Source organism: Aeromonas sp. R5-3 (genome assembly GCF_040908225.1).
Taxonomy (GTDB): domain Bacteria; phylum Pseudomonadota; class Gammaproteobacteria; order Enterobacterales; family Aeromonadaceae; genus Aeromonas; species Aeromonas dhakensis.
Map to the genome: position 1 here is coordinate 1 of NZ_JBFODH010000009.1, position 19,623 is coordinate 19,623.

The following is a 19,623-nucleotide window of genomic DNA, read 5'->3' on the forward strand; positions in this document are numbered from 1 at the left end:
GGGTCGTGCTGGATTCGAACCAGCGACCAATTGATTAAAAGTCAACTGCTCTACCGACTGAGCTAACGACCCATCTAAATCATTTTTTACAAACTTGGTGGTCGTTACTGGGATCGAACCAGTGACCCCCTCCTTGTAAGGGAGGTGCTCTCCCAGCTGAGCTAAACGACCTGGGAATTCATCTGGGCAAATTGGTGGGTCGTGTAGGGATCGAACCTACGACCAATTGATTAAGAGTCAACTGCTCTACCGACTGAGCTAACGACCCACACCTGACTTGCCTCTTTCACTGCCCGCCTTGGCAGACAGCTTAAAACTGGTGGTCGTTACTGGGATCGAACCAGTGACCCCCTCCTTGTAAGGGAGGTGCTCTCCCAGCTGAGCTAAACGACCTGGGAATTCTGTCTCCACCTGGTGGAGAAATGGTGGGTCGTGCTGGATTCGAACCAGCGACCAATTGATTAAAAGTCAACTGCTCTACCGACTGAGCTAACGACCCTCACCACGACCAGGACCAACTGCAATGCTGCACCGGCTCTGACGGCGGCCTATATTACGGATTTATCATCCAGGCGCAACAGAAAAATCTTAAATTCCATCTGTTTGTTCACTGCGCATACAAAGCGAGGCTGTATTTACAAGACTGTTACGAAAACAGTGACATGCGGCAAAGTTACAGCTTGCTCAAACTCTGCTTGGCCAGCTGGGCCGGCGAGGTGTTGGGATAGCCCTTGATCACCTGCTCATAGAAGTTCTTCGCTTCCGCCTTCTTGCCATCCAGTTGTGCCAGCATGCCCAGCTTCAACAGGGCGTCGGCTCGCTTGGGAGACTTGCTGAACTTGGTGGCCACCGTGGTGAACTGGGCGGCAGCGCCGGTCCGATCCCCCTTGTTGAACAGCAGCTGACCCAGCCAGTAATGGGCGTTGGGAACATAGCTGGAGCTCGGGAACTGCCTGATGAACCCTTCGAAGGCCGGAATTGCCTTGTCGTAGTTCTTCTCCTTGAGCACCATGTTCACGGCCGCATCATAGGCCTGATTCTCGTTCTGGTTGGTGGAATAGTTGGCCGCGGCGGCCGGCGTCGCGCTCGCAGCGGCAGCTGCCGGGGCTGCTGGTGTAGCGGCAGGCTGGCTGTTGGCCACCTTGTCGAGCTCCTGATAGAGCTGGCGCTGACGCTCCTGCGACTGTTCCATCTGGTAGGTCTGCTGCTCCAGCTGGCCACGCAGCTCGGAGACCTCCCCTTGCAGGGCATCCACCTGTTGCTGCAAATCGGCCTGCAGGCGCAGACGGGCGTTGAGCGTGCGCTCCAGCAGGGCAACCCTGTCTTCCAGGCTGCCGGTGGGCACGATGGCGCCGTTGTTGCCGCTTAGGACAACCCCGCCACCCGAGTCACCGCTCAGATCGCTCACCGGTGCCGCAGCTTGCGCATTCAGAGCAACCAATACGGCCAGCGCAACAGCAGCTTGCTTGTACACAGATTTCATTCGGATCAAACCTTAGCGTTTAGTGCAAATAAAACGGCCAGCGCCATCGTCGCTCGCTTATACAGATTTCATTCGGATCAAACCTTGGCGTTTAGTGCAAATAAAACGGCCATCGAAATGGCCGCTTGCATATAAACGAACTTCGTTCGATTCAAACCTTAGTAAACCAGGACCGCACGGCGGTTCTTGGCAAAGGCATCCTCGGTGTGAGACATATCCAGCGGCTTCTCTTCGCCATAGCTGACGATGGAGAGCTGCTCAGCCTGCACACCCAGGGTTTGCAGATACTTGGCAACAGCCTTGGCACGACGCTCGCCCAGCGCGATGTTGTACTCCGGAGTACCGCGCTCGTCGGCGTGGCCTTCGATCAGTACTTTGACGCTCGGGCGCTCACGCAGGTAGCTGGCGTGGGCATCCAGCAGGTCGGCGTATTGACCCTGGATGTCGTAACCGTCGAACGGGAAGTAGATCACGTTGTCACGCTGCAGCGCTTCGAACTTCTGACGCATCTGCTCTTCCGGGGACAACATGCCATTCGCGCCACCGGTTTGTACACCGCCCATGCCGTCGGTCATGCCTGATTCGGCGCCAGCGGCATCGGAATCAGAAGAGGAGCTACAAGCGGCCAGGGTGAACAGTGGCAGTGCGATGGCCAAACCCTTGAGCAGTTTATTGAGTTGCATGCTATTTCCTTAAACCTTTATAACAAAACAAAAAACAATTGGATTTTTATCAATTCAAGAAGGGCGACCAAGCTGGTGCACGAATTTCACCGCTACTGGTCGGAAGCACAGCCTTGAAGCGACCATCAGTCGACACCAATGCGAGACTCTTACGACCCTGATAGATGGTGGCATAAATGATCATGCTGCCATTGGGAGCCACACTTGGCGACTCATCCAGCGCGCTCTGGGTAAGGACCAGCAGGGCATTGTTTTCCATATCCTGACGGGCGATACGGTATTGCCCCTGAACCCGGGTCACCATCACCATGATTTTGCCATCAGGAGTAATGGACGCACCCTGGTTGGATTCACCTTCCCAGGTCATCCGGCGAGTCATGCCAGTCGCCAAATTTACGCTATAAATCTGGGGTTTGCCACCACGTTCAGAGGTGAACAGCAAATTTTGACCGTCCGGCATCCAGGAGGGTTCGGTGTCGATTACCCGGCTGGTTGTGACGCGGGTCAGCTGCTTGCTAGCAACATCAACGACATAGAGGTTCGGTGACCCGTCCTTGGAGAGAACGATAGCCAGACGACGACCATCCGGAGACCACTCTGGCGCCCCGTTGATGCCGCGGAAGCTGGTGATCAGGCTGCGCTGCTGGGTGTAGATGTCCTGCACGTAGATTTCGGATTTCTGGTTCTCGAAGCTCACGTAGGCCAGCTTGCTGCCATCCGGCGACCAGGCTGGGGACATCAGCGGCTCGCGGGAACGCAGCAGGGTCTTCTCGTTGTAACCGTCGTAGTCGGAGATCCGCAGCTGATACGGGAACTGGGTACCCTGCTGCACGGAGACATAGGCCAGGCGGGTCAGGAAGGCCCCGCGCTCGCCGGTCAGTCGCTCATAGACGATGTCGGAGATGCGGTGGGCAAACTGGCGCATCTGGGCACCCGGGATGGTCGCCATCCGGCTGTCCAGGATGTAGCCGTTGCTCTCGCCGCCCTGGGTCTTGGCCAGCTGGCCCTTGAGCACGTCGACCAGCTCGAAGTTGACCTTGTAGGTACCGTCGCCGACGGCGGCGATGGAACCGACCACCACGGCTTCGACGCCTTGGGAGGCCCAGGGTGCGAAGTTGATTTCACCGCTGGAGCTCGGGGTCTGCGGCATCTGGCCACGGGCCAGCGGTCTGAACTTGCCGCTGCGCATCAGGTCGTTGGAGACCACTTCCGCGATGTCCTGCGGCAGCTGGCCATTGCCTTCCCACTTGAAGGGGGCGACGGCGATCGGTCGTGCACTGTCGATACCGCCGGTGATGACGATGTCCAAGGCCGCCTGGGCGCTCTGACCCAGCAACAAACAGCCAACCAAAGCAAAAAACACTTTTCTTATCATGGCTTAAACACTCGGTTCCAAAATAATGAGAGATTAACTTCCTTTCTCGGCAAGACGCTGCCAACCACCTTACTCGATCCCCTCGCCATCAGTGCTAGATGTTAGGTTCCAGCTTGAGGTTGAACTCCTTCAACATCTCGAACGCCGCAGGATCCTTGGGTACCGGCAACTGATTGGCCTTCAGTACGGCTGCTTTGCCGGAACGACATACCGCCGGGTCACCCTGGCCGTTATCTACCGAGATGACAAAGCCGGTGCTCGCAAGACGTACGCCGATAGTACATGTTTTGCCCCGCATGGTGGGATCCAAAATCATATATCGCTCAACAGTCGCCTTGATAAGCGCCGCATATTTGTCGACTTCACCCTTGGCCGCCGCCGATGCCGCCTGACTGCGGGCATTGGCCTCAGCCGCCAGCTGCTGCTGCATCATGTCTTCCATCTCTTTTTGCAGCTTGGCCTCCTCGGCCGCTTTGCGCTTGCGTTCAGCCGCGATCTTGGCCTGCTTGTCGGCCTCTGCCTTGGCTTTCTTCTCTGCGTCAGCTTTTGCCTTCTTGGCCGCCTCTTCCTTGGCTTTCTTCTCGGCTTCAGCCTTGGCCTTCTGCTCGGCCTCCGCCTTGGCTTTCTTGTCCGCTTCTGCCTTGGCTTTTTTCTCGGCTTCGGCTTTGGCTTTCTTCTCGGCTTCCGCTTTCTTGGCCTTGGCCTCCTCAGCCTTGGCCTTCTCTTCAGCCTCTTTCTTCTCTTGTTCCTTTTTCTTCTTCAGCGCCAGCGCCTTGCTCTCTTCTTCCGCGGCCTTGCGCTCGGCCTCCGCCTTCTTGGCCTTCTGCTCTTCGAGCTTGCGGGCTTCCTCGGCCTTCTGGGCCTTCTCTTCCGCCTGCTTCTGCTCGGCCTGCTTCTTCTGCTTCTCTACTTCGGCCTTGCGGGTGGCCTCCTCGGCCTCCTTGCGCTTGGCCTCTGCAATCCGCAACCGTTCCTGCTGCTGGGCCAGCTCGCGCTTGGCGATGTCCGTGTCTTCCTTATCCTTCTCTTTCTCTACCTTCTGCGGCTTGGGCTGAGCCTTCTGCTGCTGGATCTGCTTGGCCTGCTCGTTGAGGAAGTTCTCGTCGAGCATGACGGCATTGACGATCTGCCCCTTCGACTCGGGTCGCTTCGGCTTGCTGAAGTCGAGCCCGACAAACAGGATGATGCCGATGATCAGGTGCAGCAGAAGCGACGCGATGAGATAACCGGAAATACCACGCTTCACATCCATCTCCGTCAGTTCACCGGATCTGTCATCAGGCCGACCTGAGGCACACCGGCTTTCTTGAGGGCCACCATCAGCAGGATCACCTCTTCGTAGCGCACCGACTTGTCACCGGCCACTACCACGGGGGCGTTCTGGTTGATGGCCAGGTAACCCATGGCCTTCTCGGTGATGTACTGCTGCATCGCCTCGGGCGTCCCGCTCGGGACGGGTTCGTCTTCGGCCTCACCGGCCTTGATGACGTACTCGCCTTCGGTATTGACGCTGACGATGAAGGGCGGCTTGGCATCCTCCGGCAGTTGCTCGGACTCCGCCTGCGGCAGATCAACCTTGACCCCTTGCGTGATCACGGGCGTCACCGCCATGAAGATGATAAGCAGCACCAGCATGACGTCGATATAGGGAACCACGTTGATCTCGGCCACCTTCTTGCGCCGGATCCGCTGATAGGTTTGCATTACTGATCACCCTGCTGCTGAGCAATTTGACGGTTCAGAATGGTGGTGAACTCGTCCATGAAGTTGGCGTAGGCGTTCTCCAGCCGCTCGACCTTGTTGGAGAAGCGGTTGTAGAAGATAACGGCCGGGATGGCGGCAAACAGACCCATGGCGGTGGCGATCAGCGCCTCCGCGATACCGGGGGCCACCATCTGCAGGGTAGCCTGCTGCACCTGACCCAGGGCGATAAAGGCGTTCATGATCCCCCAGACGGTACCAAACAGACCGATATAGGGGCTGATGGAGCCGATGGTCGCCAGGATCGGCAGGTTGGACTCGAGATCGTCCACCGCGCGAGAGAGGGAGACGCGCATGGCACGGTAGGTACCGTCCATCACCGCATCCTGACCACGGGCGCCGGCCTTGAGCAGACGGGCATACTCCTTGAAGCCGGAATAGAAGATGTCTTCCATGCCTTCGATGTCGTCGCGGCGGGAAGAGGACTCCTGGTAGAGACGGTTGAGGTCGACCCCGGACCAGAATCTGTCTTCAAACTGCTCCGATGCGATATTGGCTGCCTTGATGGCCTTGGAGCGCTGGATGATCAGCGCCCAGGAGACGACCGACATGCCCATCAGGGTCATCATGACCAGTTTTACCAACAGGCTGGCTTGCCAAAACAGGCCAATAAACGAAATTTCAGCGTGCACTTAACAGCACTCCCTTCACATTTTCAGGTATTGCAACAGGTTTCATATGCGAATGACTGACACAGGCTATCTGTACCATGGCCTGGGTGATCAGTCGTCCATCAGCCGCCAGTATCCGTTGTGAGAAGCGCATGGAGGCGCGTTTCACTTCGGTCACTTGCGTCAATACAGTCAAAAGCTCATTAAAACGGGCCGCCGAGCGGAAATCGATCTCTGTTCGACTCACCACAAACGCGTACCCGGCGCCCAGCAGGACATCCTGTTCGATGCCGCCAGCACGCAGGAACTCGGTGCGAGCACGTTCCATAAACTTGAGATAATTGGCGTTGTAGACGATGCCCCCGGCATCGGTGTCTTCGTAGTAGACACGCACCGGAAACTCAGAGACTTCCCCCATAACAATCTGTGATCCATACGACAGTCAGATGGGGGGCTATCATAGCGCAGGGCTGAATAGGAAAGAAGCAGGGGGAAGCAGGGAAATCCTGCCTCCCCCCGTTTTTTATGAAAGGAAATAGCCTTGGGTCAGCCAGAGCCCGTACAACAAACTGGGCAAGGCGAGCCAGGGGAAAAACAGCGCGCGACCGACGAGGCTGCGGGGATGGAATCCCAGCCCGTGCATGACCCCGCAACAGACCGCCCACATCAGCCAGGGCGCCAGCCAGAGGCCATGTTCGCTGGTGTTGGCGGCCACCAGATTGGGGGCCTGTAAAATAGCGACGGCCAACAGGGCCGCCGCTACCAGCATCAACCCCTGCCAGGGTTGGCGCTCCAGGGGAGCGGCCAACCGGGCGAGTCGATCACTTGTTCTCATCGATCTGGCGATCCATGTTCTCGGTGTGTTCCAGCCACAGCGCATTGATGATGCCGAATGCACAAGCCAGCAGCAGACCCAGGATCCAGGTGAAATACCACATATCAGGGCACCTTCTTAGTAGAGCGATTGTTGGTTGTCTTCGATGTGCTTGCTGGTCACCCGGCCGAACATCTTGATGTAGGTCCACAGGGTATAACCCAGCACAATCGGTACGAAGATGGCGGCCGCTACCGTCATCACCCGCAGGGTGTTGAGAGAAGCGGTGGCATCCCACATGGTCAGGCTCAGTGACGGCTCAAGGCTTGAGGGCATCACGAACGGGAACATGGAGAAGCCGGCAGTCAGGATCACGCCGGCAATGGCCAGGGAGGAGCAGGTGAACGCCAGCCAGCCCTTGTTCAGCTTGGCAAACAGCGACGTCAGCAGGCTCATCGCCAGACCCAGCACGGGTGCCGCAACCATCCAGGGATAGAGGCTGTAGTTGTTCATCCAGGCACCGGCCTGACGCACCACTTCCTTGTTCATCGGATTGGAGACGGCATCGGTCGCGGCGGCCTTGACCACCACATAGCCTTCCATGCCGCTGACCCAGAAACCGGCCAGTGCGAACAGCACCAAGGTCACCAGCGAGCAGATCATGGCGGCGGTGCGGGAGCGGGCCAGCACTTCACCGTCGGTCTTCATCATCAGCCAGGTAGCACCCTGGGTGACCAGCATGAACAGGCTCACCAGACCGGCCAGCAGGCCGAACGGATTGAGCAGACCGAAGAAGTTGCCGTGATAGGTCAGCATCATGAACTGGTTGAAGTCGAACGGCACGCCCTGCAGCAGGTTGCCAAACGCCACGCCAAACACGATGGGCGGTACCGCGCTACCGACGAACAATGCCCAGTCCCAGTTGCTGCGCCACTTGGCATCTTCACGCAGGGAGCGGTACTTGAAACCGACCGGGCGGAAGAACAGTGCCATCAGGGTCAGGATCATGGCGATATAGAAGCCGGAAAAGGCTGCCGCATACACCATGGGCCAGGCTGCAAACAGGGCACCACCGGCGGTCACCAGCCAGACCTGGTTCCCTTCCCAGTGCGGGCCCATGGTGTTGAGCATCACCCGACGCTCAACATCTTTCTTGCCGACGAAGGGGAGCAGTGCGCCCACCCCCATATCGAAGCCGTCGGTGATGGCGAAGCCAATCAGCAGGACGCCGACCAGCACCCACCAGACCAGGCGCAACATTTCGTAATCAAACATGGGTTGCTCTCCTTATGCCTTGCTCTGTTCGAAGTGGTACTTGCCGGTCTTCAGGCTGCTTGGGCCCAGACGCGCGTACTTGAACATCAGGTACATCTCGATGATCAGCAGTACGGTGTAGAACAGGCAGATCCCGATAAGGGAGAACCAGATCTCGGAGGCCGGCACGTTGGAGGCCGAGACCGAGGTCGGCAACACTTCGGCGATGGTCCAGGGCTGACGACCGTATTCCGCGACGAACCAGCCACACTCGATGGCGATCCAGGGCAGCGGGATGCCGTACAGCAGCGCCTTGAGCAACCACTTGCGCTCGCCGATCTTGTGACGGGTACTGTCATAGAAGGCCAGGCCGATCAGCACCAGCATCAGCATGCCGCAGGCAACCATGATGCGGAAGGCGAAGAACAGCGGCAGCACTTGCGGGATGGAGTCATCCACGGCGGCCTTGATCTGCTCGTCGGTGGCATCGGTCACGTTGGAGGTATAGCGCTTGAGCAGCAGACCGTAACCCAGGTCCTGCTTCACTTCGTCGAAGCGGGCGCGGGTATCGTCAGACTTGTCGCCGGACTGCAGCTTGGTCAGCAGGTCGTAGGCGGTCATGCCGTTGCGCACGCGCAGCTCGTGCTCGCTCTTCAGATCCTTGAGACCGGTCACCTGGCCGTCCAGCGAACGGGTGGCGATGATGCCAAGGGCATAAGGGATCTTGATGGCGTAGTCGGTGCGCATCTCTTCCTGGTTCGGGATGCCGAACAGGGTAAAGGAGGCTGGCGCAGGTTCGGTGTTCCACTCGGCCTCGATGGCCGCCAGTTTCACCTTCTGCACTTCACCTGTCTCGTAGCCGGACTCGTCACCGAGGATCAGCACGGAGAGGATGGACGCCATGCCGAATGCGGCCGCGATGGCGAAGGAGCGACGGGCGAAGGCCACGTCACGATGCTTGAGCAGGTAATAGGAAGAGATGCCCAGCACGAACATGGCGCCTGTGGTATAGCCTGCCGCCACTGTGTGGACGAACTTCACCTGGGCAACCGGGTTGAACACCAGATCGGCGAAGCTCACCATCTCCATGCGCATGGTTTCGAAGTTGAACTCGGCACCGACCGGGTTCTGCATCCAGCCGTTGGCAACCAGGATCCAGAGCGCGGAGAGGTTGGTCCCGAGCGCCATCAACCAGGTCGCAGCCAGGTGCTGACGCTTGGAGAGCCGATCCCAGCCGAAGAAGAACATACCGACGAAGGTGGATTCCAGGAAGAATGCCATCAGACCTTCGATGGCCAGCGGGGCCCCGAAGATATCGCCGACATAGTGGGAGTAGTAGGCCCAGTTGGTACCAAACTGGAACTCCATGGTCAGCCCTGTGGTGACCCCGAGGGCAAAGTTGATACCAAACAACTTGCCCCAGAACTTGGTCATGTCCCGGTAGACAGGGTTGTTGGTCATCACATAGACAGACTCCATGATCGCCAGAATGAAGGCCATTCCGAGCGTCAAGGGCACAAACAGGAAGTGATAAAGGGCCGTCGCAGCGAATTGGAACCGCGATAGGTCTACCACATGCTCAGCAATCATGATGTTTCCTCACCGATTATTGGCACGGCTATTTTAAGTTTTAAGACAAAGCTTCCGTTGGAAGTCCCCGAATTATCGGTCATGTTCCAGTTTTGCACTGACGACCGGATTCGACTGCCACCACATTAACAACAAGGCAATAATAGGGAACAAAAAAAGCTAATGTTTAACAATTGCAAAACAATCAAGCTTGCTTTATTCCTGCCCATAATGACCTGAGTTTTATATCACCTTTATTTGATTGAAATCAATGTAAAACCACCATCAATACATGCCTTTCAAAGGCATTTTCACGACCCTTTCCAATTATTTTAGAGAGCTTGGTCACAAAAAAATAAAAATCGCAAATCATTGATTTAAATCAACTTTAATCTTGAAGCAAATAAGTAATGCTTCTGTTAAAAAACAACTCTCAAGGGTGTTTTCATCATGTTTCCCTCGCTTGTCCCCAGCCAGAATAAAACTAATTAAAAACCAATAAAAACGCATATCCATGCTAATTCGACAAGACCACCAAATGATTAGTTAATCTAATCTGATATGGATAATTTTTCTTGTTTGTCCGAGTCCGACAGAGCTCCTACAATGCGCCTCGCAGTGAGGGCATACCCTTGGATACAGGCCGGTCAATCTGGGTTCCCGGTACGTATTCGATGAACATTTCGAACCTGTCTATTGGAATTAAAGATGAAAAAGTTTGTTGCTAAAACCATCCGTTACTACAAGCTTTCGTTCGTTCAGCTCTATCAAATGAACCGACTCTGAGGCCTCGCGACGGCTCACTCTGTTTTTTACCGGTCTGTCTCCAGACGCACTCACTGTCTGTGAACATCCATCCTGAATTGTCTTTGCCCACCGCATCCGCAGTGGGCTTTTTTTTTGCCCGGATAACAAAAAACCGCCCTTGAAGGCGGTTTTTTGTTCAATCAGCTGTTTTTACCCTTCATCTGGCCGTTGCAGGCCAAAATGCGCATAAGCTCTTGGTGTCGCGATCCGCCCTCTGGGTGTACGTTGCAGGAAGCCCTGCTGGATCAGATAGGGTTCGAGCACATCTTCGATGGTGTCCTTCTCCTCGCCGATAGCCGCAGCCAGGTTGTCGAGCCCTACCGGCCCCCCCAGAAACTTGTCTATGACAGCCAACAATAGCTTGCGGTCCATGAAGTCGAACCCTTCGTTATCCACGTCCAGCATGTCCATAGCTCGGGCCGCTATGGGTCCGTCAATCCGGCCGTCGGATTTCACCTGAGCAAAATCCCGCACCCGGCGCAACAAACGGTTAGCAATTCGCGGCGTACCGCGCGAGCGACGTGCCACCTCCAGTGCGCCGTCTTCCGTCATGTCGAGCCCGAGGCAACGGGCGCTGCGGGCGACGATGTCGGTCAGATCCCTGACGTTGTAGAACTCGAGGCGCTGCACGATACCGAAGCGATCCCGTAGCGGGCTGGTGAGAGAGCCGGCCCGGGTCGTCGCGCCGATCAGGGTGAAGGGGGGCAGGTCGAGCTTGATGGAGCGAGCCGCCGGCCCCTCACCAATCATGATGTCGAGCTGGTAATCCTCCATCGCCGGGTAGAGCACCTCCTCCACCACAGGGCTGAGGCGGTGGATCTCGTCGATGAACAGCACGTCGTTCGGCTCGAGGTTGGTGAGCAGCGCCGCCAGATCGCCAGCCTTCTCCAGCACGGGGCCGGAGGTGGTCTTGATGTTGACCCCCATCTCGTTGGCCACTATGTTGGCGAGCGTGGTCTTGCCAAGCCCGGGCGGGCCGAAGATCAACAGGTGATCGAGCGCCTCGCCGCGCTGGCGCGCCGCCGCGATGAAGATCTCCATCTGTTCGCAGACCGGATCCTGGCCGGTGTAATCGGCCAGCAGCTTGGGCCGGATGGCCCGATCGATGACTTCTTCCTCACGCCCGCCAGCGGCGGAAATGAGGCGATCCGCTTCAATCATTCTCTACCTCACACCAGGCTGCGCAGCGCTTCACGGATGATATCTTCCACCGACATGCCATCCACCGCGACCTTGCTGACGATCTGGCTGGCCTGCTGCGGCTTGTAACCGAGTGCCACCAGCGCACTGGCGGCCTCTTCGCTCGAATCCGGCGCCCGCAGGGCACTCTCCTTCGCGGGCAGGGTGATCTCGGCCGGCGAGAAGAGATCGTGGCTGACCCACCCCTTGAGCCTGTCCTTCATCTCCACCACCAGCCGCTCGGCAGTCTTCTTGCCAACCCCTGGCAACTTGACCAGGGAGCTTATCTCCTCGCGCTCGACACTCAGCACGAACTGGGTGGCGGTCATGCCGGAGAGGATGGCCAGCGCCAGCTTGGGGCCGACCCCGTTGGTCTTGATCAGCTCGCGAAACAGCGCCCGCTCCTGCTTGTGATTGAAGCCGTACAGCAGCTGGGCGTCTTCCCGCACCACGAAGTGGGTGTGAATGACCGCTTCCTTGCCAATCTCGGGCAGATCATAGAAGCAGCTCATGGGCATGTGCACCTCATAGCCCACGCCCCCGACCTCCAGCAATACCTCGGGGGGTTGTTTCTCAATGACTACGCCTCTCAAGCGACCAATCACGGCTCTCTCCTCGCCAAACCAGCTATCTGTAAATTGGCTCATAGCATAAAGAATAACTGGATAAGTATCCAGCATAGGGCGGCTGGACCGCAGCGGATTTTCAGCACACTCGCGCGTTCCAAGCCATGCTTGGATCCGAGCCGGGCAACAACTTTATTTTCCATCTGGCATGGCATTTTGTTGCCACTGATAAAACACTAAATTGGGTTTGTTTGGAGCCAAGGAAGGTCCTTAATCATGAAAATCGTCACCACATCGAACCTGGGGCTGGCCATTCTGCTCAGCTGCACGCTGGGCATGGGCGTCGTCGGCTGGTATGGCAGCCAGCGGCTGGCGGATCTGCTCTCCTATGTGCTGGGTGCCGCCTGGCAGACTGCAGACGGCGCCATGGAGGGCTCCATCGAGCTCGGCAACCAGTCGCTCTACATCCAGAAGATGCTCAGAGGGATGCCGCTCGACGAGCAGGAGCTGCAGCAGGCCAGAACCGCCACCACCGACGCCATGCGCCGGGTGGGCGAAGGTCGGCTCATCGATGACGCCGCCATCAACACCATGAACCAGCAGCATCAGGTCTACCAGCAGCAGCAGGAACAGCTGCTGGCGCTCTACCAGACTTTTACCCGCCTCGATCAGGCGCTGCGCGCCAGTTCTGAACGCATGTCCCGCCTCTCGACCCAGCTCGAGGTGGTGGGTGATGGCGCGGTCGAGAGCCTCACCCAGTCACCGGATCAGGCCATCAGCTGGAATGGCGGCCTGGCAACCCGCTGGCATGCGGCCGATGGCGGCATGGAGGCCAATATAGGCTTCCTGCGTCAGCTCTATGCGCTGGAGAAGATGCAGAGCGAAGGGCTCACCCCCGCCATCCAGGCCGAGATGGAGGAGGCGACCCGCTTCTACCGGGAGGCGGTCGACGCCATGCTGGCCAGCGGACTGTTTGATGTGCCCGCTGAGGGGGAGTTTGCCGGCCAGTCGCTGGCAACCCAGTATCGGGCGCTGGAAACCGAGGTTCAGCAATTGATGGTGCAGTGGATGGCGGCCCTTGGCGAGTATCAACGCCAGCTGACCAGCTATGAGCAGAGCGCCGATCAGCTCAAGAAATTGCTGGTCGAGGTGGAGGCAAAGGGCGATGCCACGGTTGAGGACCAGGTGGGTCAGCTCAACGCCATCATCAACCATACCAAGAGTCTGATCCTGGGCGGCCTGCTGTTCAGCCTGCTGATCGTGACCCTGTGCGGCTTCTGGCTGGTGCGCGCCATCGTGCGGCCCCTGCTGCAGGTCAATCGGCGCATGCAGGACATCGCAGCCGGCGAAGGGGATCTCAACGCCCGCATCAACCTCAGGCGTGACGACGAAATCGGCTCGCTGGCCGGCAGCGTGGATCGCTTCATCGAGAAGCTGCAGAAGATGATCAGCTCCACCATGGACAACAACCAGCACATCAGCGAGCACGTGCACACCTCGGTCAACCGGGTTCAGGCCATCAGCCAGAGTAGTCGCCAGACGGCCGAACATGCCCAGGCGCTGCACCATGACAGCGAGCAGATGGTGCAGGTGGCCACCACCATCTCGGACAACTGCAGCCTGGCGGCGCAAAATGCCAACGAGGTGCGCCAGCTCACCACCGAGAGCAGTCAATATGTCTCCTCCGCCAGCGCGGGCATGCAGCGGGTGGTGATGGAGGTGGGCGAATGCGCCACCGCCATCAACGCCCTCAAGGAGCAGGCCAGTCAGATAGGCCAGATCATCTCCACCATCAGCGGCATTTCCGAGCAGACCAATCTGCTGGCGCTCAACGCCGCCATCGAGGCCGCCCGGGCCGGCGAGATGGGCCGCGGCTTTGCGGTGGTGGCCGACGAAGTGCGCACCCTGGCCAATCGCACCGCCTCCTCCAGCGCCGAGATCAACGAGGTGATCAACAGTATCCAGCAGCAGACCGAAACCGCCTACCTGATGATGCAGCGCAACCTGAAGACGGTGGAGTCGGGCATGGCGGATTCCGACAACACCAAGCAGATCCTGTTCAAGGTGGAAGGCGCCATCGACCACCTGGCGGACATGGTACAGCAGGTGGCGGACGCCACCGGCCAGCTCTCCCATACCCTGAGCCACACCTCGGACAAGGTCTCCGGCATCAGCCAGCAGGCCCAGACCGGCGAACAGGAGGCGCAGGAGTGTCTGCAACTCGCCTCCTCTCTCCATCAGGCCAGCCTGCTGCAACAGCGGTTGCTGTCGCAATTTCGGGTCTGACCGCAGCGGGGGCGATGCCCCCGCTTTCTCCCGTCGTACGAATTTAGCCCTTGGGCCGCAGGGCCCGTCCTGTTAAAATTCCGCTCTTGAAATTATCCAGGGCCCCGCCGCCCGTCTTAGCTAAGGTCTACCGCGATGCGTACCAGCCAATATCTGCTTTCCACTCTCAAGGAAACCCCGTCCGACGCCGAGATCATCAGCCATCAGCTGATGCTGCGCGCCGGCATGATCCGCAAACTGGCCTCCGGCATGTATGCCTGGCTGCCGTCCGGTCTGCGGGTTCTGAAAAAAATCGAGAACATTGTTCGCGAAGAGATGAACAATGCTGGTGCCATCGAAGTCTCCATGCCGGTGGTTCAGCCCGCCGAGCTGTGGCAGGAGTCCGGCCGCTGGGATGACTACGGTCCCGAGCTGTGCCGTCTGACCGACCGTCACAACCGTCCCTTCGTACTGGGCCCGACCCACGAAGAGGTGATCACCGCGCTGATCCGTTACGAAGTGAACAGCTACAAGCAGCTGCCGCTGAATCTGTACCAGATCCAGACCAAGTTCCGCGACGAAGTTCGCCCCCGTTTCGGCGTGATGCGTGGCCGCGAGTTCCTGATGAAGGACGCCTACTCCTTCCACATCGACAAGGCCTCCCTGGTCGATACCTACGAGAAGATGCACGCCGCCTACTGCAAGGCCTTCACCCGCATGGGTCTGAACTTCCGTCCGGTGCAGGCCGATACCGGCTCCATCGGTGGTACCGGCTCCCACGAATTCCAGGTGCTGGCCGAGAGCGGTGAAGACCTTATCGCCTTCTCCGATACATCAGATTACGCCGCCAACATCGAGATGGCCGAGGCGCTGGCCCCGGCTGGCGAGCGCGCCGCTGCCACCGCAGCCCTGACCAAGGTTGCGACCCCGAACGTCCACACCATCGACGAAGTGGCCGCCTTCCTGAGCGTGGCCCCGAGCGCCGTCGCCAAGACCCTGCTGGTGCTGGGTGAAGCGGACGAGCACGGCAACCAGGCGGTCATCGCGCTGGTACTGCGTGGCGACCACGAGCTGAACGAAATCAAGGCCGAGAAGCTGCCGGGTGTCGCCAACCCGCTGACCTTCGCCAACGACGAGCAGATCAAGGCAGCCGCCGGCTGTGATGCTGGCTCCATCGGCCCGGTCGGCTTTGCCGGTCGCATCATCGCCGATCGCAGCGCTGCCCACCTGGCTGACTTCGTCTGCGGCGCCAACGAGACCGGCTTCCACCTGACCGGTGCCAACTGGGATCGCGACATCGCCACCTATGAAGTTGCCGACCTGCGCAACGTGGTGGAAGGCGACCCGAGCCCGTGCGGCCAGGGCAAGCTGCTGCTCAAGCGCGGCATCGAAGTGGGCCACATCTTCCAGCTGGGTACCAAGTACTCCGAAGCCATGAAGGCGAGCGTGCTGAACGAAGGCGGCAAGTCCGTCACCATGGAGATGGGTTGCTACGGCATCGGGGTCTCCCGCCTGGTGGCTGCCGCCATCGAGCAGAACAACGACCAGTACGGCATCATCTGGCCGGATGCCATCGCCCCGTTCGAAGTGGCCATCGTGCCGATGAACATGCACAAGTCCGTGCGCGTCGCCGAGCTGGCCGAGCAGTTCTACGCCGAGCTGAAGGCCGCCGGTGTCGACGTGCTGTTCGACGACCGTAAAGAGCGTCCGGGCGTGATGTTCGCCGACATGGAGCTGCTGGGCGTGCCTCACGGCATCGTCATCGGCGAGCGCGGCATGGACAACGGCGTGGTGGAATACAAGTGCCGCCGCACCGGCGAGAAGCAGGAAGTGGCCATCAGCGACATCGTCGCCATGCTCAAGGCCAAGCTGGGCCGTTAATCCCGCCCCTCGCTGGTATAAAAAAAGCGCGCCGATGGCGCGCTTTTTGTTTCTGTCTTCTGACGATGGCAACCGGATGACGGCAGCCTTTTGTCAGGGATTGCGACCGATAAAGAGATCGGTCACGTGGCAGCTGCTTCTGGCTTCCAGTGCATCCAGCATGTAGGCGGCGGCATCTTCCGGGGTCATGAAGCCGCTGCTGTCCACGTGATCCGAGTTGTCCCAGAATTCACTGCGGATCCCGCTCGGATAGAGGTTCACCAGCCGCAGCGGCGAGCCCTTCAGCTCGGCCCGCAAGGATTCGAGAAAGCCGCGCATCCCCCATTTGGAGGCGCAGTAGAGACTCTCGTTGGCCTTGCCCACCTGGGCGGCGGAAGAGAGCACGTTGGCCAGCACCCCGCCCTTGTCGCCGATGAGGCGCACCGTCTGCTGGGCCACCAGAATGGTGGAGATGAGATTGCTCTCCACCACCCGGCGGATCTGCTCGGCGGTATAGACGCCGACCGGGCCGAACTCGCCCACGCCGGCGCAATGCAGCACCAGCTCAGGCAGGCCGCCCCACTCCACCGCGGCGGCAAAGGCGACATCCACTTCCTCATGGTGCGCCAGATCGGCGGCAATGCCGATCACCGCCTTGCCGAGCAAGGCTTCCTGCTCCTGCAGCTTCTGATAACGACGCCCCATCATGGAAACCTGATGGCCCCGTTCAACCAGACCTATGGTCAAGGCGCGGCCCAAGCCGGACCCCGCCCCCGTCACTATGATATGACCCATGTTCGTTCCTCGCCGGATGCCGCCATCGGGATGATGAGGGCATCGTCACCAGAGATTGCCAGTATTTAGAAGGTGAATTCGCCGCCGATGAACCAGCCGTCTACCCGCTGGTCAACGCGATCGAAGTCCATGCTCGCATCACGCCAGCCGGCACGCACCTTGAGCGGTACGGTCGCGAACTTGTAGGAGCCACCCAGACGGTAGTCGTAGTTGTCGGCATCCTGCACGCGGGCATCGCCGAAGGCGGCAAAGCCGGTACCCGGGATGCGCAGTTCGGCACCGGTGTAGGCCATCAGCACGTCCTTGTCATAGGAGTAGTGCTGGGTGTTGAAATCGCCATCGTAGCGACGACCGGTCAGACCCAGGTCGATCTGGAACAGATCGTTGTTGAACAGGCGATAGTAGAGGCTCAGGTCATAGGCCATCAGATCGTTGTTGAGGGCGCCGCCGCTGGTGCCGAAATCGGAGATCTCGAACTTGGCGTTGGGCAGCAGGATGATGCCGTGCTCCAGTTGCAGGTAGCCGCTCCAGTTGTAGTTCTCGTCGTAGCTGCCGTTGGCCCCGACACCGTTGATCTGGCCGCTGCCCTGAGCATTCCATACATCGGCACCGGCGGCAAAACGCCAGTCATCGGCAGCCATGGCAGCCTGGCTGAACAGGGCCAGCACACAACCGGCAATCAAGGTCTTCTTCATCACGTTACTCTCTTGTTGGACTGGAAAGGCCATCATTTTACCCAGAGCGACGGGAATACACAGTGTAAAAAGCTGAACAAGCGTCCATTAATGTCAGTGCTGCATGCCCGCCATGGGTTCAACCGGCTTCACCGGCAGGCTCAGCTCCAGCTGCTGGCCATCATCCATGGTCAGCGTCAGCGGGAAAGGGGTGCCCTGGGAGAGCTCGCGCACCTCGAACAGCATGATGTGGAAACTGCCGGGCTTGAGCGCTACTTCCCCCTTGGCCGGCACCTCTATGCTCTCGACCTGGCGCATCCTCATCACGCCGTTCTCGTGCAGATGGGTGTGCAGCTCGGCGCGGCCCACCTCGGGCGAGGAGGCGGCCACCAGCTTGACCGGCTGATCGGCATCGTTCTTCAGCACCAGGAAGGCGGCGGTGTTGGGCGAGCCCGGCGGCAGCAGACGCACATAACCGTCGACGGCCTCGACCTTGGCCAGGGCGGGAGCGGCCAGTCCCAGGGCCAGCAGGGAATAGAACGCACGTTTAAACATGGTTGAAATCCTTTTATGATGTTGTTAAACGCAACAAAGCTTACCGTAGCGGTAAGCCTTTGACAGCCAGCAATAACAAGGATTTAGACATGGACCCCATTATCATTGCCGAGCAGCAGGATGGCTTGCTCACCTTGACCCTCAATCGCCCCGACAAGCGCAACGCCCTCAATACCGCCATGTATCGTGCGCTCACCGAGGCATTGCGGCAAGCGACGGCGGATGACGCCATCCATGCCCTGCTCATTCAGGGACAGCCCGACTGCTTCACCGCCGGCAATGATCTGGCCGACTTCATGGGCAAGACGGGGCTGGATCCCGACGACCCCATCCTGCAATTTCTGCACACCCTGGCCGACTTCCCCAAACCGGTGATCGCCGCGGTCGGCGGCGCAGCGGTCGGCATCGGCACTACCCTGCTGCTGCATTGCGATCTGGTCTATCTGGCCGACAATGCCCGTCTGCAACTGCCCTTCGTCGAGCTGGGGCTGGTGCCGGAGTTTGCCTCCAGCCTGCTGCTGCCGCGCAGCGTGGGTCACCTGAAGGCGGCGGAGCTGTTGCTGCTGGCCGAAGCCATCAATGCCGACGAGGCGCTTCGACTCGGCCTTGCCAACCGGGTGCTGACGGCCGAAACCCTGCTCCCCTTTGCCAGGGAGCAGGGTCTGAAGCTGGCAGCCAAAGCGCCGAAGGCGCTGCAAAAGAGCAAGGCGCTGCTCAAGCAGGAGCTCAGGCAGGCGGTGCACTTCGTCATCGATCTGGAGGCGCGCGCCTTCTCCCTCGCCCTGCAGGGGGAAGAGGCGCAGATGCGGATCGCCCAGCGCCTCAAGGGCCGTAAATGATCCTCAGTTGAGGCGAAAACGGCCGATCAGCTCGCAGCCCTGCACCTGATCCTGCAACTGGATCAGGCGAGCGATGTCTGGATTGGGGTGACGCTTGAGGAAAGAGAGCAGCGCCGCCCGGCAGCAACCCAGTTCACTGATGAGGGATTCACACTCCCGGTTCGGACACTGGGGCACCAGCGCAGTGACCAGCTCGGAGGCCAGCTTGAGGTAGCGCAGCTCGTAGGCCGGCTCCTCCATGGCGCGCCAGAAGTCAGCCAGCCGGTGGCAGGTCGCCACCCGCATGCTGGCCAGTTCATCCAGATCGCCGTCACTCAGTTCATACACCTCGGCGAGGGCCTGTTGATAGAGGCAGATGGCGGTGCCGAGCGCGCCGGCGCCCAGCGCGTTTTCAGCCTCCAGCATGTAACGCTGCCAGATTTGATGGGTCATGCCGATCTCCCAGGTTGATGGGTGGGACTTTTATCATGCCCAGTTGAGAATGAATATCAACCCGATATTTTGTGCAGGTTCTAACCAGCTGGCGGTGCACG

Annotated in this window: 20 protein-coding genes and 5 tRNA genes; 3 read left to right on the plus strand and 22 right to left on the minus strand. The window is 59.2% G+C overall.

Annotated elements, in window-relative coordinates; genetic code table 11:
• From AB5Y95_RS04035 to ruvA, 18 genes are all read right to left on the minus strand, one after another.
• Positions 1 to 72 (minus strand) — tRNA-Lys (locus tag AB5Y95_RS04035).
• Positions 73 to 95: 23 nt separating this feature from the next.
• A tRNA-Val gene (locus AB5Y95_RS04040) sits at positions 96 to 171 on the minus strand.
• Positions 172 to 192: 21 nt separating this feature from the next.
• A tRNA-Lys gene (locus tag AB5Y95_RS04045) sits at positions 193 to 268 on the minus strand.
• A gap of 49 nt (positions 269 to 317) precedes the next feature.
• Positions 318 to 393 (minus strand) — tRNA-Val (locus tag AB5Y95_RS04050).
• Positions 394 to 423: 30 nt separating this feature from the next.
• Positions 424 to 499, minus strand: a tRNA-Lys gene (locus AB5Y95_RS04055).
• A gap of 174 nt (positions 500 to 673) precedes the next feature.
• Entirely contained in the window at positions 674 to 1,483 is an 810-nt protein-coding gene (gene ybgF, locus AB5Y95_RS04060; RefSeq protein ID WP_368159561.1) for a tol-pal system protein YbgF, read from the minus strand.
• Positions 1,484 to 1,641: 158 nt separating this feature from the next.
• On the minus strand, positions 1,642 to 2,166 hold the full coding sequence (gene pal / locus AB5Y95_RS04065; RefSeq protein ID WP_005304908.1) for a peptidoglycan-associated lipoprotein Pal: 525 nt from the start codon (positions 2,164 to 2,166) through the stop codon (positions 1,642 to 1,644).
• Between the two features lie 49 nt (positions 2,167 to 2,215).
• Complete coding sequence (gene tolB / locus AB5Y95_RS04070) at positions 2,216 to 3,541, minus strand: Tol-Pal system beta propeller repeat protein TolB (protein WP_010636193.1); 1,326 nt, start codon at positions 3,539 to 3,541, stop codon at positions 2,216 to 2,218.
• Positions 3,542 to 3,635: 94 nt separating this feature from the next.
• The gene (gene tolA / locus AB5Y95_RS04075) at positions 3,636 to 4,793 is read right to left on the minus strand and encodes a cell envelope integrity protein TolA (RefSeq protein WP_017765796.1); all 1,158 of its coding nucleotides are present in this window, start codon (positions 4,791 to 4,793) and stop codon (positions 3,636 to 3,638) included.
• A 5-nt stretch (positions 4,794 to 4,798) separates the two neighbouring features.
• Positions 4,799 to 5,245 (minus strand): protein TolR, encoded by a 447-nt coding sequence (tolR, locus tag AB5Y95_RS04080; protein WP_005304918.1) that lies wholly within the window; start codon positions 5,243 to 5,245, stop codon positions 4,799 to 4,801.
• Positions 5,245 to 5,934 (minus strand): protein TolQ, encoded by a 690-nt coding sequence (gene tolQ, locus AB5Y95_RS04085; protein ID WP_005304921.1) that lies wholly within the window; start codon positions 5,932 to 5,934, stop codon positions 5,245 to 5,247. The genes tolR and tolQ overlap by 1 nt, the downstream gene beginning before the upstream one ends.
• Entirely contained in the window at positions 5,924 to 6,331 is a 408-nt protein-coding gene (ybgC, locus tag AB5Y95_RS04090; RefSeq protein WP_206220765.1) for a tol-pal system-associated acyl-CoA thioesterase, read from the minus strand. Before ybgC ends, tolQ begins: the two co-directional genes overlap by 11 nt.
• A gap of 105 nt (positions 6,332 to 6,436) precedes the next feature.
• Positions 6,437 to 6,748: a cyd operon YbgE family protein gene (locus tag AB5Y95_RS04095; protein ID WP_368159563.1), complete on the minus strand. Its 312-nt coding sequence runs from the start codon at positions 6,746 to 6,748 to the stop codon at positions 6,437 to 6,439.
• Positions 6,735 to 6,851, minus strand: coding sequence for a cytochrome bd-I oxidase subunit CydX (cydX, locus tag AB5Y95_RS04100; RefSeq protein ID WP_005304933.1), 117 nt, complete (start codon positions 6,849 to 6,851; stop codon positions 6,735 to 6,737). The genes AB5Y95_RS04095 and cydX overlap by 14 nt, the downstream gene beginning before the upstream one ends.
• A 14-nt stretch (positions 6,852 to 6,865) precedes the next feature.
• Positions 6,866 to 8,002, minus strand: coding sequence for a cytochrome d ubiquinol oxidase subunit II (gene cydB / locus AB5Y95_RS04105; RefSeq protein ID WP_005304945.1), 1,137 nt, complete (start codon positions 8,000 to 8,002; stop codon positions 6,866 to 6,868).
• A gap of 12 nt (positions 8,003 to 8,014) precedes the next feature.
• Complete coding sequence (cydA, locus tag AB5Y95_RS04110) at positions 8,015 to 9,571, minus strand: cytochrome ubiquinol oxidase subunit I (protein ID WP_005304948.1); 1,557 nt, start codon at positions 9,569 to 9,571, stop codon at positions 8,015 to 8,017.
• A 936-nt stretch (positions 9,572 to 10,507) separates the two neighbouring features.
• On the minus strand, positions 10,508 to 11,518 hold the full coding sequence (gene ruvB, locus AB5Y95_RS04115) for a Holliday junction branch migration DNA helicase RuvB (RefSeq protein WP_005304949.1): 1,011 nt from the start codon (positions 11,516 to 11,518) through the stop codon (positions 10,508 to 10,510).
• Between the two features lie 8 nt (positions 11,519 to 11,526).
• Entirely contained in the window at positions 11,527 to 12,141 is a 615-nt protein-coding gene (gene ruvA, locus AB5Y95_RS04120; RefSeq protein ID WP_005304953.1) for a Holliday junction branch migration protein RuvA, read from the minus strand.
• Positions 12,142 to 12,378: 237 nt separating this feature from the next.
• Between ruvA and AB5Y95_RS04125 the strand changes: the two genes are divergently transcribed.
• Together AB5Y95_RS04125 and AB5Y95_RS04130 are read left to right on the plus strand one after the other, a co-directional pair.
• Positions 12,379 to 14,388, plus strand: a complete 2,010-nt coding sequence (locus tag AB5Y95_RS04125; RefSeq protein ID WP_368159565.1) for a methyl-accepting chemotaxis protein — start codon at positions 12,379 to 12,381, stop codon at positions 14,386 to 14,388.
• A 135-nt stretch (positions 14,389 to 14,523) separates the two neighbouring features.
• Positions 14,524 to 16,248, plus strand: a complete 1,725-nt coding sequence (locus AB5Y95_RS04130) for a proline--tRNA ligase (RefSeq protein WP_042007919.1) — start codon at positions 14,524 to 14,526, stop codon at positions 16,246 to 16,248.
• A 93-nt stretch (positions 16,249 to 16,341) separates the two neighbouring features.
• On the opposite strand, the gene AB5Y95_RS04135 is transcribed toward AB5Y95_RS04130, so the two are convergent.
• The 3 genes from AB5Y95_RS04135 to AB5Y95_RS04145 form a co-directional block, all read right to left on the minus strand.
• Positions 16,342 to 17,022 (minus strand): SDR family oxidoreductase, encoded by a 681-nt coding sequence (locus AB5Y95_RS04135; protein WP_005304962.1) that lies wholly within the window; start codon positions 17,020 to 17,022, stop codon positions 16,342 to 16,344.
• A 65-nt stretch (positions 17,023 to 17,087) separates the two neighbouring features.
• The gene (locus AB5Y95_RS04140; RefSeq protein ID WP_010636188.1) at positions 17,088 to 17,717 is read right to left on the minus strand and encodes a TIGR04219 family outer membrane beta-barrel protein; all 630 of its coding nucleotides are present in this window, start codon (positions 17,715 to 17,717) and stop codon (positions 17,088 to 17,090) included.
• A gap of 93 nt (positions 17,718 to 17,810) precedes the next feature.
• Positions 17,811 to 18,251: a copper chaperone PCu(A)C gene (locus tag AB5Y95_RS04145; protein WP_042007917.1), complete on the minus strand. Its 441-nt coding sequence runs from the start codon at positions 18,249 to 18,251 to the stop codon at positions 17,811 to 17,813.
• Positions 18,252 to 18,340: 89 nt separating this feature from the next.
• Here AB5Y95_RS04145 and AB5Y95_RS04150 point away from each other — a divergent pair, with 89 nt between their 5' ends.
• Positions 18,341 to 19,090 (plus strand): enoyl-CoA hydratase-related protein, encoded by a 750-nt coding sequence (locus AB5Y95_RS04150; RefSeq protein ID WP_368159567.1) that lies wholly within the window; start codon positions 18,341 to 18,343, stop codon positions 19,088 to 19,090.
• Positions 19,091 to 19,093: 3 nt separating this feature from the next.
• Here AB5Y95_RS04150 and AB5Y95_RS04155 read toward each other — a convergent pair whose 3' ends face one another.
• Positions 19,094 to 19,522: a DUF2753 family protein gene (locus AB5Y95_RS04155; RefSeq protein WP_005304979.1), complete on the minus strand. Its 429-nt coding sequence runs from the start codon at positions 19,520 to 19,522 to the stop codon at positions 19,094 to 19,096.
• Positions 19,523 to 19,623: the final 101 nt, after the last annotated feature.